Here is a 16,218-nt window from a genome sequence, read left to right on the forward strand (position 1 = left end):
TCAGGCCACCACCCCTCGCTCGGGCACCCGGCCGACCGCCGCTCCGCCCCCGTCCGAGGCATAGGGGGCCAGGGCCGCGCGCAGCTCCTCCGGGACGCGGGTGGGCACGGTGGCCGTGTTCGGCCCCCGCATACAGGCGATCCGCTGGGACCCGCGGGCCACCAGTGTCTCCCCCTCCGGGTCCAACCGGACGTAGTCGAAGGAGAACCCCACCTGCGTCTGGGTCAGCTCCCCCAGCCGCATCCGGACGGACAGTTCGTCGAAGGCGGTGATCTCCGCGAAGAACTCGCAGTCCACCCGGAGCGTGAACAGCTTCAGATCGTCGCGCAGGTCGGCCAGGACGCCGGGGGCCCGCTCCTTGAGGAACATCTCCCGGCAGCGCCCCTGCCAGCGCAGGTAGTTGACGTAGTAGACGTTGCCCACCAGGTTGGTTTCCTCGAAACCGACGGTGTGGCGGATCTCGTAGTAGTCGGACATCAGCTCTCCTCTCCGGCCAGGAAGGCGAACACCACCGGATCGGGGTCGCCGTTGAGGGTGGTCACCCAGGTGGCGACGCGCAGGCCGCCGGACGCCAGGACCACCCATCCGTGCTCCAGGACCGACTCCAACGTCAGCGCCCGGCTGGTGTCGCCCGCCTTGCGCAGACACTCCAGGGCGCCCCACAGCCGCGCCGCCGCGACGTGGACCGACTCGTCCGCCTCGGCCGCGACCAGGTGCCGCACCGACGCGGCGTCCCGGCCCAGCAGCCCGTCCCACTCCCGGTCGGAGCGTTCGACGACGGTCTCCACGTCGCAGGCGAGGCGCTCCTGGCCCACGACCGCCAGGGTCAGCCCGGCGCCGTGGGAGGCGGAGACCCGCACCCCCGGGACCTCCGGTCGGCCGTCCGGCCTGCGGCGCACCCGCACGGGTCGGTTCAGCGCCCGGCCGACCGCCAGTTCGGTCCGGCCCGCGCGGTCCTCGCTCCCCCCGCCTGGGCGGGGTTCGGGGTCGGGGTCGACGACCACGGCCCTGGCGCCGCCGAGCACCGTCTCCAGCTCCCTCTCCAGGTGGGGGCCGAGCAGGGCGGGCACCCACGGACCGGCCCCGCCGCTCCTGCGCACCGCCCGCAACCGCAGGCCCTCCCAGCGTTCGACCACCCGACCGGAGGTGTCCCGCAGGTCCACGTCGTAGACGTAGGAGTCCCCGTCCTGGAACCGTTCGCGGGCGGCCAGGAGGACGCGGTCGGACCCCTGGTCCTCCGGTCGTGCCAGGACGATCCGGTCCACGCCCTCGGGCAGGAGGGTGCCGTCGGGGACGCACGCCTGGAGGACGTGCATGGCGGCGTCCCGCACACCCGGGTCGGCCAGGACCCGCTCCTGGGGCAGGAACGAGCCGAACCAGTCGCCCGGTGCGGTCGTGGACAGCTCCGCGACCACGTGCCGGGCGCTCACCCTGCGGTAGGAGAGCAGTCGTTGGAACCTCTTGCCCTGGAAGAGCACGTCCCCGTACATCTCGGCGGGGTCGATCGGGACGCCGGGCAGCAGGGTCTCCGCCGCCTCCGCCCCGGTCCGACCGTCCTCCGGTTCCGGGCGCGGCCAGCGCAGGAGCGCGCGGAAGTGGTCGGCGTCGTAGCCGGTCTCCTCACTGCGGATGACGACCTCCACCGTGTGGGCGTCGCGCACCAGGGCGGCCACCCTCAGCGTGGTCCGGCCCCCGGGGCGGACGGCCACGGGCCGCAGGAACCGCGCCTCCTCCATCACGGGCGGGCCCTCGTGTCCGCTGACGGCGGCGGCCACCTGGGTCATCGCCTCCATGCCGATCACGGCGGGGAAGAGCATGTCGCCGTCGAGCAGGTGGTCGTCCAGGTAGGGGTCGTCGGTCGAGGACAGCTCGGCCTCGGTGACCAGCTCGACCCCCGGGTAGTGCACCAGGACCCGGTCCGTGAAGCGGCCGAGGGGGAGTTCGCGCTCCTCGGTCGCCAGCGTCGGCAGGCCGCCGGTGCGCCCGCTGACCACCAGGACGGGACCCGCGGAGGGGTCGGCCAGCACCCGGTGGAGGACGGCGATCCCCTCCTCCGCGGAGACCGGAGTGATGCCGTCCCGCAGCAGCGCCTCGACCACCCCGAGGCGCTCCCCCATCCCCGCGCCGGACCAGACCGACCACTCCAGGGCCAGGACCCGCGTGTGCGGGTGCTCCCGCCCGTACTCGACCGTCATCTCGGTGAGCCAGTCGTTGGCGGTGGAGTAGTGCGCCTCACCGCGCAGTCCGGCCCGGCCGATGATGCTGCCGAACGTGACGAGCAGCCGCAGGCGCTCCGGATCCAGGGCGGCGAGGACGGCCTCGAGCCCGTCGGTCTTGGGTGCGAGCGTGCTCCGGAAGGCCGGTTCGGTGAGGCCGCCCACGGCGGTGGGCTCGTTGCGCCCGGCCCCGTGCAGCACCGCGGTCACGGTCCCCAGTTCCTCCTGGAGGGACCGCACCGCGCTTCGGACCTCCTCCTCCCGGGTGACGTCGGCTCGGGCGTAGCGGTGGTGGACCCCGGCCGCCGCCATGCGCTCCAGGTTGGCGGCCAGTTCGGTGTCCTCGTCCCGGTCCGCGCGGCCCAGGAGGGCCAGCCGGACCCCGTACTCGGCGGCCAGGGACAGGGCGCACTCGGCGGTGATCCCCTTACCCCCACCGGTCACCAGCAGGACGTCGTCCGGGCCGAGCGGGGCGGGGGCCTCCTGCGGGGCGTCCGCGGGGAGCACGGCGCGCAGGACCGGCACGGTGCGGCGGCCCTCGGCGTCGTAGCGGGACTCCGCGTACGCCGAGGCGGGGGTGGCGGCGGTCTCGGCGACCACCCGGCGCACCGCCTCGGCGCGCGCCTCCGGGGACGCGGGGGCGGGGTCGTGGAGGGTGACCACGGTGGTGGTCACCCCCGGCAGTTCCTGGTGCAGCGTCCTGGCCACCCCCGACGCGCCGCGGCGGCCCTGGACCACGACGAACCGCGTCCGCGCGCCGGCAGCCAGCACCGAGCGGGCGGCGTCGAGGAACGTCCCCACCAGGTGGGCGCCGCCGTCGGCGGGCAGGCACAGCAGGACGCCGTCGCCGACCCCGGAGAGCGCTTCGCGCAGCGGTTCGGCCAGGGGGTGGTCCGGGGAGGCGTACACGCTCCACCCCGAGCCGTCCGGGTCGGGCGCGTCGGCCGCCGCGGTCTCGGGCGCGTCCGCGCCGACGTGGGCGACCTCGAAGGCGCGGACCCAGGGGGCCGCCCCCGGCACCTGCCCCGACGCGGCCCTGCCGTCGTCGGTCCGGGCCAACGCGTCGACGGTCTCGGCCAGCTCGCGCAGGCTCGACGTGGCGTACCCCGAGGTCGCCCCCATCGGGGGCAGGCCCAGCCGCTGGGTGACCTCGTTGACGATCTGGCCGACCGTGATGGAGCTCAGGTGGAGGTCGTCCAACGGGCGCGTGTCGTCGCCCACCATGGACTCGGGGAGTTCGACCCGTTCGGCCACGAGCGCACGCAGGAGCCCCAGCGTGTCCGCGCTCTCGGGTGCCGCCTCCGGTGCCGCGCCGTCCGACCGTCGCACCTCGTCGCCCTCCACGGACGCGGCCGCCTCACCGTCGGTGCGGCCGATCCCGGTGCTGGGGGCGGTCTCGCACGGGCTGGCCAGGAACTCGAACTCCTCCGGGAAGGCGCGGACCAGCCGCCCGGAGAAGAGCGCGCGGACGTCGACCGGTGCGCCGAGGACGTAGGCCGCGGCCACCGCCCCGAGGAAAGGCTTCAGCGACGCGGAGTCGGTGTCCACGGAGACGGCGGGCACGTCCGGAACGGCCGCGCCCGCCAGGCCGGTGAGGACGCGTCCGGGCCCCGCCTCGATGAGCAGGTCCGCCCCGCGCGCCAGCCGGGTGACCGCCTCGTGGAAGCGCACCGGGCGCACGACCTGGTCCCGCAGGAGCGCACGCGGATCGGTGTCCTCGCCCAGATCGGTGCCGGTCACCGTGGAGACCACGCCCGGGGACAAGGGGCCGAAGGCGGTCTCGGCGAGCCTGCGGTCCAGCACCTCGGCGGCGGGCGCCACGAACGGGGAGTGGAAGGCGTGCGAGACGTTGACGCGGGTGGCGGTGACCCCCTCGGCGCGCGCCCGTTCGCGGACCCTCTCCACGGCCTCGGACGTGCCGGAGACCACCGTCTGCTCCGGGCCGTTGTAGCCCGCGACGACCACGTCGGTCTCGCCGTCGATCAGGGCCGCCACCCGCTCCGGCGGGGCCGACAGTCCGGCCATGGCGCCGTCGTCGCGCCCCGTCTCGGCCATGGCGCGGCCGCGGACGGTCGCGAGGTCGATGAGGTCGGGCGCGGCCAGGGCGCCCGCCCAGTGCAGCGCGGTCAACTCGCCGAGGCTGTGCCCGACCGCCCCGTCGGCCCGGACGCCGATGTCGCCGAGGACGGCGAGGGCGGCCAGGGAACCGGCCACGATGCGCGGCTGGGCGACCTCGGTGGCCACCTGGTCCCCGCCCTCGGGGAGTCCGGCCGAGGCCAGGACCTCCTCGGCCCGGGCGAAGCGGCGCCGGAACGCCCCGGGACGGCCGCTGCCCGACCCCTGACCGGGGAAGAGGTACCGGATGCTGGGCGGGCTGTCGCGGTGGGCGAGGAACATCCCCTGGGCCGGGGCGACGACCTCCCGCTCCCCCGCGTCGATCCGTTCGATGAGGACGCCCACCGCGCGCGCCGCGGCCTCGGGCGAGGAGGCGACCACGGCGGCGCGGGCCAGGCCCCCGGAGGACTCGGCGGCGAGCGCCGCCGCCAGGTCGGTGAGTTCGGCGTAGGAGAGCTTGGGCAGCACGTCGGCGAGCTCCGCCAGGCGTCGGCGCACCCCGGGCAGGTCGGCGGCGTCCACCACCAGCAGCTCGGCGTCCTGCCGTCCCGAGACCAGTTCGCGGACGCGGGCCGTCACGCCCGCGCTCCGGGCCCCGGGGGCCGACTCGACGGTGATGTGCGTGTTGACCCCGCCGAAGCCCATCGCCGAGACGCCGGCGCGCACGGGTCGGCCCTCCGGCCAGGGCAGCGCCCGGTCGGGCACGCGCAGGGGCGCCGAGTCCTCCTCCAGGATCGGGTGGGGGTCGTGGTGGCCGGTGGCGGGTGGGATGACCCGGTGATGGACGGCCAGGACCGCCTTGATCAGGCCGGCGACGCCCGCCGCGGCCTTGGTGTGGCCGATGTTGGCCTTGATCGTGCCGAGCGCCGCCGGAGGCGCCGAGGGGTCGGACGCCGCCCTGCTCCCGCCGAGCGCGGCCAGCTCGGTGGCGTCGCCCAGGGCGGTCCCGGTGCCGTGCCCCTCGAAGTAGCCGACCGTCTCGATCCCGTACCCGGCGCGATCGTAGGCGCGCTCCAGGGCCCGGCGGTGTCCGCTCTCCTCCGGACGGGTGATGCCCCCGCTGCCGTCGGAGGAGACCGCCCAGCCCGTGATGACGGCGTAGACGCGCTTGCCCTGGGCGAGCGCGTCCTCCTCGCGCATGAGCACGAGCGCGCCGGAGCCCTCCCCCGGCCAGAAACCGTTGGAGTCCTTGTCGTAGACCTTCATCTCACCGGTGGCGAGGGCGCCGGTCTTGGCGAACCCGATCACCTCGAAGGGGTCGATGGACAGGTCCACCCCTCCCGCGAGGGCGGCGTCCAGGTCCCCCGAGGCCAGGGCGTTCGCCGCCGTGGCGACCGACAGCAGGGACGACGAGCAGGCGCCGTCGACCGTGTACCCCCCGCCGCCGAGGTCGAAGTGGTTGCAGACCCGGCCCGCGATGGTGTTGGACAGCCCCCCGGCGAGCGTGTCCTCGTCGATCCGGGGGAACGGGGACTTGTAGGACGTCTCCAGGTCGGCCAGGAAGGCGTCCGCCTCCTCCTCCGCCCATCCGCGGTCGAGCAGGGCGGAGGCCACCGTCCGGCGCACGTAGGGCCAGCGCAGCCGCATCGTGTTCGCCCGCGAGAACTCACCGGTCAGGCTGTTCCCGATGACCACGCCCGTGGATCTGCGGGGAAGCCCGTCACCCTCGGGGAATCCGGCGTCCGACAGGGCGCGGGACATCGTCTCGAGGGCGAGCCAGTGCGTCATGTCCGTGGACCGGAAGGAACTCCCGGAAACCCGGTAGCGCGCCCTGTCGAAGGTGAATCCGCGAAGCACCGCGGCCTTCTCGGAGTAGAACCGGTCCTCCGCGGACGGGTCCTCCGACCAGTAGTCATCCAGGTTCATCCGCTCACTGGGCAGACGCCGAAAAGCCCTTCTCCCAGCCAGTACGTTGTCCCACAGATCCGCCGGAGAATTCGCGTCAGGATAACAGAGACCGATTCCCACAACGGCAATTCTGGTGTTTTTCATACCCCACCCGCAGACGATTTCAGAAAATTACCCATAGACTGGGGAACACCGTTCAATCATGCGTTGTACGGGGTGGCGTGTCTTCTTCCTTTATGCGCCCCGAAGGAACAGCTATTCCATAACAGCGTGATTATTGCTATGCGCCTGGCGGTTCCGCCCACCGGCCGCCCCGACACGGCCGCCGCCCCGCGGCACCTCGGGGACGTGTCGGGACGGCAGCGGTCCCGGTGGCCGAAGCCCCCTAGTCTTGGGAGCATGATCAAGGTGATCGCGGTCGTCGGACCGACCGCTGTGGGCAAGTCGGACCTCGCCGTCGAGCTGGCGCTCCGGTTGGAGGAACGCACGGGACTGCGCGGGGAGGTGGTCAACGCCGACTCCATGCAGCTGTACCGCGGCATGGACATCGGCACGGCGAAGATCACCCGCGAGGAGATGCGCGGCGTCCCCCACCACCTGCTGGACGTGTGGGAGGTCAGCGAGCCCGCGGACGTGGCCAGCTACCAGGAGATGGCCCGCGACCGGATCGACGAGTGCGCCGAACGCGGAGTCCTGCCCGTCCTGGTCGGCGGATCGGGGCTGTACGTGCGCGCGGTACTGGACCGCCTGGAGTTCCCCGGCACCGACCCCGAGGTACGCGCGCGTCTGGAGGCGGAGCTGGCCGACCACGGTCCCGGCGTCCTGCACGCCCGCCTGGCCGAGCTCGACCCGGAGGCCGCCCGCACCATCCTGCCCGGCAACGGACGGCGCATCGTGCGCGCCCTGGAGGTCATCGAGCTGACCGGCGCGCCCTTCACCGCCAACCTGCCCGACCACGACACCCCCTACTACCCCTGCGCGCAGATCGGGCTGACCGCTCCGCGCCCCGAACTGGACGCCCGGATCGACACCCGGGTGGACCGCATGTGGGAGCGCGGGCTGGTGGAGGAGGTCCGCCGACTGGACGGGTGGGGGCTGCGCGAGGGTCGGACCGCCTCGCGCGCGCTCGGCTACGCGCAGGCGCTCGGCCAGCTCGACGGAGACCTGACCGAGGAGGAGGCCAAGGAGAGCACCGCCCGCGCCACCCGGCGGTTCGCCCGCCGCCAGGAGTCGTGGTTCCGCCGCGACCCCCGTGTGCGCTGGCTGCCCTACGACGCCCCCGACCTCGTCGAGCGCGCGCTCTCCCACGTCGAGGCGGCGATGACCGGCCCCCAGGAGTACCCCGGGGAGACGCTGGTGGACGTGGCGACACTGGTCCCCCACTCCCAGCACCCCGCGTCCTGACCTCCACCCCGCCCGAACCGCCCCCGGCCCCGACGATCCGGGCGGGGCGCGCCTCCGCCCGAACCCTTGCCCCGCGCCCCGCCCTGACCTAGCGTTGACCCTGTGACCGGATTCGGCATCTGGTCACGGGGTCACACCCCACGGAGGGAGATCCGGCTATGGTCCTGGCGACAACACCGGTGCACCCGGACCACGACCGGATCCCCCACACCCAGGAGTGCGCAGTGGCCCCGTCCACCCAGCCGACGTCCAGAACCGACAAGCGCGTCCGACGAGCCGAACGCATCCTGGACGCCGCGGGCGAACTCCTCGTCTCCTGGGGCTATCCCAGGATCACCATCGAGGACGTCGCCCGCCGCGCCGGGATCGGCAAGGGCACCGTCTACCTGCACTTCCCCACCAAGGAGGTGCTGTTCCTGGCGGTCCTGCTGCGCGCCCAGACCGCCATGACCGAGCGCCTGGTGGAGGCGGTGCGCCGGTCGCCCGACCAGATCTGGCCCAGCGCGTTCGCCCGCGCCACCGCCCTGGCCCTGCACGATTCCCCGATCATCGCCGCGGTGGTGACGGGACGAACCGAGACGCTGGGCACCCTGGCGCGAACCGCCGCCGAGTACAGCACGGAGCTCGTCGACCGTCGGCGCGCCACCCTGAACGCCTACTTCGACCTCCTGCGCGACCACGCGCTCATCCGCACCGACCGCTCGCGCGACGACCAGGTCCACGCCTACTCCGCGATCCTGACCGGCTTCCTCGTGGCCGAGCCCCTCCTGTCCGAGCAACCCGCCCCCGCCCCGGCGAGCACCGACGACCACCTCGACATCCTGGCCGACACCGTCCGCGCCGCCCTCGGCGAGTCCGACACCGACGGCGACCCCCGCGCCGTCTGGCCCGGGGTGATCGCCCTGTTCGAGGAACTCGCCCGGGGCGCACGCGCGGAGGTCGACCGCTACACCCACACCACGCGCGACAACCGACGACCGATGGAGTGCCGATGACGGCCACCACACCATCCGCGCCCGACGACACCATCAACCTGCTGGACCCGACCTGGAGCTCCGACCCGAGGGCCCTGGTCGACCGCGTCACCGCCGCGGGAGGATCGGCCCCGGCCCTGTTCGCGGACGGCTTCGAGGTCACCCTCTTCACCGACGACGAGGACGTGCGCACGATCCTGAGTGACCGGCGGTTCGTGGTCAACCCCGACAACGTGGGCTCGGGCTCGGCAACCCGCACCAAGGCCGAGGTCTTCGAGGCCCTGGGGATCGCCCCGGACCTGGCCGCGTACATGACCGAGAACATCCTCGCGATGGACGCCTCCGACCACACCCGGCTGCGCAAGCTCGTGTCGCGGTCCTTCACCGTGCGCCGCGTCAACGAACTGCGCCCCCGCGTCCAGCGGATCACCGACGACCTCCTGGCCCGTCTTCCCGACCACACCGAGGACGGCGCCGTCGACCTCCTCCGGCACTTCGCCTACCCGCTGCCGATCACCGTGATCTGCGACCTGGTGGGCGTTCCCGAGGAGGACCGGCCCCTGTGGCGGAGGTGGAGCAGCACCCTCCAGGGGTTCGACCCGACCAGGCCCGAACTGATGAACACCGTGCTGGGCGAGATGATCGACCACATCGGGGAGATGATCGGGCGACGCCGCCGGGCCCCGCACGACGACCTGCTCGACGCGCTGATCAGGGAACGGGACGAGGACGGCGGGAAGCTCAGCGAGGCCGAACTGATCGCCATGGTCTTCACCCTCGTCATCGCCGGGCACGAGACCACGGCCCACCTGCTCACCAACGGCACACACGCCCTGCTCACCCACCGCGACCAGTGGGACATGCTGCGGTCCGACCCCGGCCTGCTGCCCTCCGCGGTCCACGAGATGCTGCGCTGGTGCGGTGTCGCCCTGGTGGCCCAGGTCCGCTACGCGGCCGAGGAGGTACGGCTCAGGGGCGGTCAACTGGCCCCGGGCGACCGGGCGGTGGCCGTCCTCATGGGCGCCAACCGGGACCCGAACGTGTACCCGGACCCGCACCGGTTCGACATCACCCGCCACCACGGCAGGCCCGGTGAGGCGCACGTGGGCTTCGGCCACGGGATCCACTACTGCCTGGGCGCCGCCCTGGCCCGGCAGGAGGGCCAGGTGGCCTTCGGGTCGCTGCTCCGCGCCTACCCGGATCTGGACCTCGCGCCCGGGCGCGAGCCCGAGCGGGTGCCCTCTCCGGGAGCGCTGCGGTTCAGGGACCTGTACGTGCGGCTCACCCGCGGCTGACGCGCCCGCGGCCCCCGGCAGCGTGCCGGGGGCCGCGGAGGAACGGGAGACGCCTCAGGCGTCGCAGCACCCGCCGACGGGGGCGGCGGGCTCGTCCGGGACACCGATCTTCGGCATGCCCAGCAGCACGTCGGAGCCGCGCTCCTCGGTCGGCTGGCCGTTGCGCGCCGCCCAGGCGTCACCGGCGCGGGTGCGGCGCAGGCCGCGGACACCGGAGTCCGCCACCAGGTGGTGCGGTGCGGCGTAGGTGACCTCCACGGTCACCATGTCGCCGGGGCGCGGCTCCTCGCCCTCGCCCACGGCGAAGTGCACCAGGCGGTTGTCGGGGGCCCGGCCGGACAGCCGGCGGTGCTCGCCGTCCTTGCGCCCCTCGCCCTCGGAGACCAGCAGCTCGACCTCGCGGCCCACCAGCTTCCGGTTCTCCTCCCAGGAGATCGCGTCCTGGAGCTCCACCAGCCGCTGGTAGCGGTCCTTGACCACCTCGGGCGGCACCTGGCCGTCCATCGTCGCCGCCGGGGTCCCCGGCCGCTTGGAGTACTGGAAGGTGAACGCCATCGCGAACCGGGCCTCACGCACCACGTGCAGCGTCTCGGCGAAGTCCTCCTCGGTCTCACCGGGGAAGCCCACGATGATGTCGGTGGTGATCGCGGCGTGCGGCATGGCGGCGCGCACCTTCTCCACGATGCCCAGGAAGCGCTCCTGGCGGTAGGAGCGGCGCATGTCCCTGAGGACCTTGCTGGACCCGGACTGCAACGGCATGTGCAGTTGCGGCATGACGTTCGGGGTCTCGGCCATCGCCTCGATGACGTCGTCGGTGAAGTCGCGCGGATGCGGGGAGGTGAAGCGGACCCGCTCCAGCCCCTCGACCTCACCGCAGGCGCGCAACAGCTTCGAGAAGGCCCGACGGTCGCCGAACCCGCTGCCGTAGGCGTTGACGTTCTGCCCGAGCAGGGTGATCTCGCTGACGCCCTCGTCCACCAGGGCGCGCACCTCGGCCAGGATGTCCCCGGGGCGGCGGTCCTGCTCCTTGCCGCGCAGCGCGGGCACGATGCAGAAGGTGCACGTGTTGTTGCAGCCGACGGAGATCGACACCCACGCCGCGTACGCGGACTCGCGGCGGCTGGGCAGGGTGGAGGGGAAGTGCTCCAGGGACTCGGCGATCTCCACCTGCGCCTCACGCTGGACGCGGGCGCGCTCCAACAGGGTGGGCAGGGACCCGATGTTGTGGGTACCGAACACCACGTCCACCCAGGGGGCGCGGCGCACGATCTCACCGCGGTCCTTCTGCGCCAGGCAGCCGCCGACGGCGATCTGCATCCCCGGGTTGGCGTCCTTGACCGGGCGCAGGTGCCCGAGGTTGCCGTACAGGCGGTTGTCGGCGTTCTCACGGACCGCACAGGTGTTGAAGACGACGATGTCTGCGGTGGTGTCCTCGGCTGCGCGCGCGTACCCAGCGTCCTCCAGCAGACCGGAGAGGCGCTCGGAGTCGTGGACGTTCATCTGGCAGCCGTAGGTCCGCACTTGGTAGGTACGACTCTGGCTCACCGTCCCAGGCTAACCGCTGCGGGGGACACGTGAACCACGCGCGGGGAAAGGATTCCGGTCACGGAACGGCCCGTGCCACCGACCGCGACGGGTCGGCGGCACGGGCCGCACCTGGGTCGGTCCGGGCTCAGTCCCTGTCGCCCGACGGCTCCCGGGAACCGTCGTCCCCGTCGGCCGCCGCGTTCGCCGGGGCCGCGCCCGCGGTCGGGGCAGGCTTCGGGCCGTCCGCACGGCGGGTGCGCAGCCTCTCGTGCCCCAGGACCGCCGCGATCAGGGCCAGACCCACGACGTTGGTGCCGAGGCTCCCGGAGACCAGGAGCAGACCGCCCACGACCAGCCCGACCCGCTTGTACCAGACGAGCGGCCGGTCCACGTAACCGACCAGGCCGAGCGCCACCATGACCGCGCCGGCCACACCCGTGACCGCCGCGATCGTGCCGGTGAGCCAGTTCACCTCCTGCAACAGCAGCTCGGGCGAGAACACGAACATGTACGGCATCACGAAGGCGGCGACGGCGATGCGCACCGAGTAGAACCCGGTTCTGATCGGATCTCCCCCGGAGATGCCGGACGCCGCGTAGGCCGCCAGGCAGACCGGCGGGGTGATGTCGGCGAGCACACCGAAGTAGTAGACGAACAGGTGCGCCATCAGCAGCATCGCGAGCCGCTCGTCGATCTCGCCCTGGAGGACGGCCACGATCGCCGGGGCCGCCAGGGTCGCGGTGATGACGTAGTTGGCGGTCGTGGGCAGGCCGATGCCCAGGATCAGACAGGCGATCATCGACATGAACAGGATGAGGAACAGGTCCACCCGCAGCGTGCCGACCGCGCTGGCCCCGAAGTCGGCGCCCGCGCCCGTCCAGGCCAGTACCGGGGAGGTGGCCACCGCCGTCAGCAGCGAGGCCAGACCCGAGCTGATCGACTCGGCGATCCCCAGCAGGCCGTCGCTGAGCTTGAGGCCGAGGTCGGTCGTGGTGATGACGCCCGCGATGATGCCCGCCGAGGCGCACGCCACGATGATCGGGATCGCCAACCGGGCCGCGCCCACCAGACCGTCCAGGAACGAGTGCAGGTCCAGCTGGTCCTCGCCCGAGGTCCGCCAGCGGGTGAAGGCCACCGACACCGCGATCCCGGCGACGGTGAGCAGGAGGGTGGAGGCCAGGGCCACCATGCCCCGGTCCATTCCGGCCATGACCCACTGCCCCACCGTGACCAGGACCGTCGCCGCGACGGCGGCGACGATGATCGGCAGGGACAGCCGCGTCGCCGAGAGCACGATGTCCCGGCCCGACCGTCTGACCAGTCGCCCCGTTCCCTCCTCCCTGCGCCACGGCATGAGGATGTACTGGGTGAGGACGTTGATCGCCACGGTCGTCACGACGGCGCCCATCGCCGAGTACATCGGGGAGAACCCCATCGACAGCAGGGCGAAGATCGCCACCACGGGGGCGATGAGGTAGCCGCGGGTGAGCATGAGCCGACGCAGGTTCGGCAGCATGTGTCTGGGCAGCCCCCCGATCCCCAGACGCTTGGCGTCGAAGTGGACGACCACGTACTGGGAGACGAAGAACATCACCGCCGGGATCGCGGCCGCCGTCAGGATCTGCTGGTAGGAGGCGCCCGTGAACTCGATCATGATGAACGCGCCCGCGCCCATGATCGGCGGCATGATCTGCCCGCCCGTGGACGAGGCGGCCTCGACGGCGCCCGCGTACTCGGGTTTGTACCCGGACTTCTTCATCATGGGGATGGTGAACGCGCCGTTGGAGACGGTGTTGGCCACCGAACTGCCCGTGATCGTCCCGGAGAAGGCGCTGGTGACGATACCGACCTTGGCGGTACCGCCGACCGACGACCCCGTGGCGCCCAGCGCCAGGTCGGTGAAGAACCGCTCCATGCCCGTGCGCTGGAGCATCGCCGCGAAGATCATGAACAGGAAGATGAACGTCGCCGAGATGCCGAGCGGCGTGCCGAACACACCCTCCGTGCCCACGTACAGGTTGTTGACGATCTGGTCGACGCTGGACCCGCGGTGGCGCAGGAAACCCGGCATCGACTGGCCGAAGTAGGCGAAGGCGATCATCGCGCTCGCCAGCACCACCAGCGCCGGGCCCAGCACCCGGGAGGCCGCCACGAGGATCAGCAGCAGACCGATCGTCCCCACCGTCACGTAGGTCGGGTTGTAGATGCCGACCGTCCGGGTGATCTCCTCGTAGTTGACGAACATGTACAGGCCGGCGAACAGACCGAGCCCGGCCAGCGCGACGTCGAACAGCGGCATCCCCCACAGGTTCAGGGGGACGTGGCGCGCACACTGGACCACGACCAGGACGACGAGCGCCGGACCCAGCACGTTCCACTCCGCGATCCCGGCCAGCCACATGTGGACCAGGGTCACCGCACCGGTCGTGGTCAGCCCCCAGCGGGTGACCACCGGCCACAGCCAGGTCGGGAACACCGAGGGGAACCGCAGGAGCGCCGTGGCCGCGGCCACGGCGACCACGACGAGGACCAGGCCGAGGATCGGCAGGAAGAAGAAGCCGCCGCCGGACTCACTGGTGACCAGGTCCAGGGCGATCAGTGCGGTGCCGGCCAACAGCGTCCGCCCCGCCCAGTGCTGGGCCCGGGAGGCGGTGCCCGTCGCGCGCGTGCGCCACAGGAACACGCCGACCCCGCCGAGCAGCGCTATGGCGATCAGGGCGAACACCCACTGCGGCAGGTACAGGTACATGCTCGTGTCGGAGCCGGAGAACACCCCGACGCCGATGTAGCCCACCAGCAGCGCGCTGAAGGCCATCGCCGCGCCGTAGAAGGGACCGTGCGGGCCCTCGTGGCGCGGCTTGACCGGGTAGAGGAGGAACACCAGGCCGAGGCCGAGCGCGAGGTGGAAGGAGCGCTGCTGGAGGGGCGGCAGCGTCTGGGTGAACGCGGTCCACAGGTGGAAGACGGCCAGGGCCAGGGCGACGGAGAACACCCCCCAGCGCCAGACCGCCCGCAGGTCCGAACGGGTGCCCTCGACACCGGCGTCCTCGGTGAAGTCGTGTCCTTCCAGCGCCTCGAGATCCCGCTCGATGCTCTCCAGGTCACGGGGGTCGGGCGCACCGTCGGCGGCGGTGCCGCCCGTGGTCGCCGCGGTGCCGGGATCGCCGGCACGCTTGGGATCGGTCGTCATCACCCTCATTCCTCGTCGTCGTTGGGGGGAACGCCCCACGGCCTTCACTCGGTGTGCCCACCCGGATGGGTCTGCACGAACAGCTCAACCCTCGCACGGGGGGCCACCAGGTCCAGGAGCCGGATCTGGTGGCCCCGCAGGGTCAGCCGGTGGTCGACGTCGGGTGTACCCACGACCATCCGCACCGTGCCGAGCGGACGCCCGTGGTGGTCGACGCGGTAGCCCGACCCGTCGCTCTCGAAGGTGGAGGTCACCCCGTCGACCGTCTCCGCCCCCGAGGGCAGGTTGGCCCCGTGGGCGTCGGCGCGCAGCTCCTCCATCGCCAGCCCGGCGGACGGGGAGACGGAGTAGACCTCGTGCACCGGACGGCGGTGGACGGAGTGCGTGTGGCTGAGCTCGATCCGGTCCCCGATCTCGACCGGGACCCTGAGGACGGGCTCCTCCCGGCCGTACACGCGGATGTTGAACCAGGCGGCGCCGGTGTCCGTGGAGCCGGTCAGGAGCAGCGCGCACCCCAGCAGGACCGTCACAAGCGCAGGGCCGCCCGGAATCCACCGAGCGGCCCTGGGCGACGCGGTCATCAGTCGAGGATCCCCTGCTCCTGGTAGTACCGCTCGGCGCCGGGGTGCAGCTCCATGGAGCCCAGGCCGTCGATCGCGGTGTCCAGGAGGACCTGGCTGCCGACGTCGTGGCCGATGCTGTCCGCCTCCTCGTACATGACGCGGACCAGGTCGTAGGCGAGCTGCTCGTCCAGGGCCGAGGTGGTGTACAGGGTCGCCCACTGGGTCAGGGTGACCACGTCCTCGTCCTGACCGTTGTAGGTGCCGCCCTCGATGGTCAGCGGGCTGTAGCTCGGGTCGGCCTCCATCAGGCCCTCCGCCTCGCTGCCGTCGATCGGCAGGAGCCGGACGTCGTTGCTGGCCGAGACCTCGAGGATGCCGCCGGCGGGCACCGACAGGATGCCGAAGGCCGCGTCGACCTGACCGTCGCCGAGCGCGGTGGCCGCGTCGCCGAAGGTGCTGTCGTAGGCGTTGATGTCCTCGTCCGGGTCCAGACCGTAGGCCTCCAGAATCTGGCGGGCCGCGACCTCGGTACCGCTGCCGGGCGGACCGATCTCGACGTTGCGGCCCTCCAGGTCGGCGATCGACTCGATGTCGGAGTCGGCGCTGACCACGACCTGCATGACCTCGGGGTAGATGTTGCCCAGCGCCCGGATGTCGCCGGGGCTGCCGAGCGGCTGGTCGGCGAACGGCCCCTCACTGGCCTGGGCCTGCATGGCCACACCGTTGACCGCCATGATCAGCTGACTCTGGTCGACCTGGGCTCCCTCGTCGTCCTCGGTCTCGCCCTCCAGCGAACGGAGGTTCTGCACCGAGGCGCCGGTGGCGAAGGTGCTCACGTCGACACCCTCGATGTTGTCGGTCCACAGCTGCGCGATCTCACCACCGAGCGGGTAGTAGGTACCACCGGTGGATCCCGTCGCGAGCTGGAGGAACTCGGTCGCCGAATCTTCACCGCCGGGGCCTTCGACGTCCTCGGGGGCCGCGCAGGCCGACAGGGCGACCACCCCGGCCGCGGCGATCGCCACGGAGGCCCGGATGGTCCTGCGTCCCTTGCTCATCGCTGGCTTCCTCTCTAGCAGTGTGGGT

9 protein-coding genes are annotated in these 16,218 nt (G+C 72.5%); 3 read left to right on the plus strand and 6 right to left on the minus strand.

Annotated features, from left to right (window positions below; genetic code table 11):
• Together DVR05_RS02555 and DVR05_RS02560 are read right to left on the minus strand one after the other, a co-directional pair.
• A complete protein-coding gene (locus tag DVR05_RS02555) occupies positions 1–477 on the minus strand; it encodes a thioesterase family protein (RefSeq protein ID WP_116244169.1) in 477 nt (158 codons plus the stop codon).
• Positions 477–6,323: a type I polyketide synthase gene (locus DVR05_RS02560; protein ID WP_116244170.1), complete on the minus strand. Its 5,847-nt coding sequence runs from the start codon at positions 6,321–6,323 to the stop codon at positions 477–479. Before DVR05_RS02560 ends, DVR05_RS02555 begins: the two co-directional genes overlap by 1 nt.
• A 255-nt stretch (positions 6,324–6,578) precedes the next feature.
• Between DVR05_RS02560 and miaA the strand changes: the two genes are divergently transcribed.
• The 3 genes from miaA to DVR05_RS02575 all read left to right on the plus strand — a co-directional run bounded on the left by miaA (position 6,579) and on the right by DVR05_RS02575 (position 9,852).
• Positions 6,579–7,583: a tRNA (adenosine(37)-N6)-dimethylallyltransferase MiaA gene (miaA, locus tag DVR05_RS02565; RefSeq protein WP_116244171.1), complete on the plus strand. Its 1,005-nt coding sequence runs from the start codon at positions 6,579–6,581 to the stop codon at positions 7,581–7,583.
• Between the two features lie 158 nt (positions 7,584–7,741).
• Positions 7,742–8,578: a TetR/AcrR family transcriptional regulator gene (locus DVR05_RS02570; protein ID WP_116244172.1), complete on the plus strand. Its 837-nt coding sequence runs from the start codon at positions 7,742–7,744 to the stop codon at positions 8,576–8,578.
• Positions 8,575–9,852, plus strand: a complete 1,278-nt coding sequence (locus DVR05_RS02575) for a cytochrome P450 (protein ID WP_116244173.1) — start codon at positions 8,575–8,577, stop codon at positions 9,850–9,852. Before DVR05_RS02570 ends, DVR05_RS02575 begins: the two co-directional genes overlap by 4 nt.
• Positions 9,853–9,906: 54 nt before the next feature.
• Here the strand turns inward: DVR05_RS02575 and miaB are convergent, their stop codons facing one another.
• From miaB to DVR05_RS02595, 4 genes are all read right to left on the minus strand, one after another.
• Positions 9,907–11,373 (minus strand): tRNA (N6-isopentenyl adenosine(37)-C2)-methylthiotransferase MiaB, encoded by a 1,467-nt coding sequence (miaB, locus tag DVR05_RS02580; protein ID WP_255422986.1) that lies wholly within the window; start codon positions 11,371–11,373, stop codon positions 9,907–9,909.
• A gap of 151 nt (positions 11,374–11,524) precedes the next feature.
• Complete coding sequence (locus tag DVR05_RS02585) at positions 11,525–14,569, minus strand: TRAP transporter fused permease subunit (RefSeq protein ID WP_116244175.1); 3,045 nt, start codon at positions 14,567–14,569, stop codon at positions 11,525–11,527.
• 44 nt (positions 14,570–14,613) lie between these two features.
• The gene (locus DVR05_RS02590; RefSeq protein ID WP_116244176.1) at positions 14,614–15,099 is read right to left on the minus strand and encodes a DUF1850 domain-containing protein; all 486 of its coding nucleotides are present in this window, start codon (positions 15,097–15,099) and stop codon (positions 14,614–14,616) included.
• Positions 15,100–15,149: 50 nt separating this feature from the next.
• Positions 15,150–16,190 (minus strand): TAXI family TRAP transporter solute-binding subunit, encoded by a 1,041-nt coding sequence (locus DVR05_RS02595; protein WP_116244177.1) that lies wholly within the window; start codon positions 16,188–16,190, stop codon positions 15,150–15,152.
• Positions 16,191–16,218 lie beyond the last annotated feature (28 nt).

Origin of the sequence: Nocardiopsis sp. FIRDI 009 (assembly GCF_003386285.1) — a bacterium.
In the GTDB taxonomy this organism is placed as follows: Bacteria; Actinomycetota; Actinomycetes; order Streptosporangiales; family Streptosporangiaceae; genus Nocardiopsis.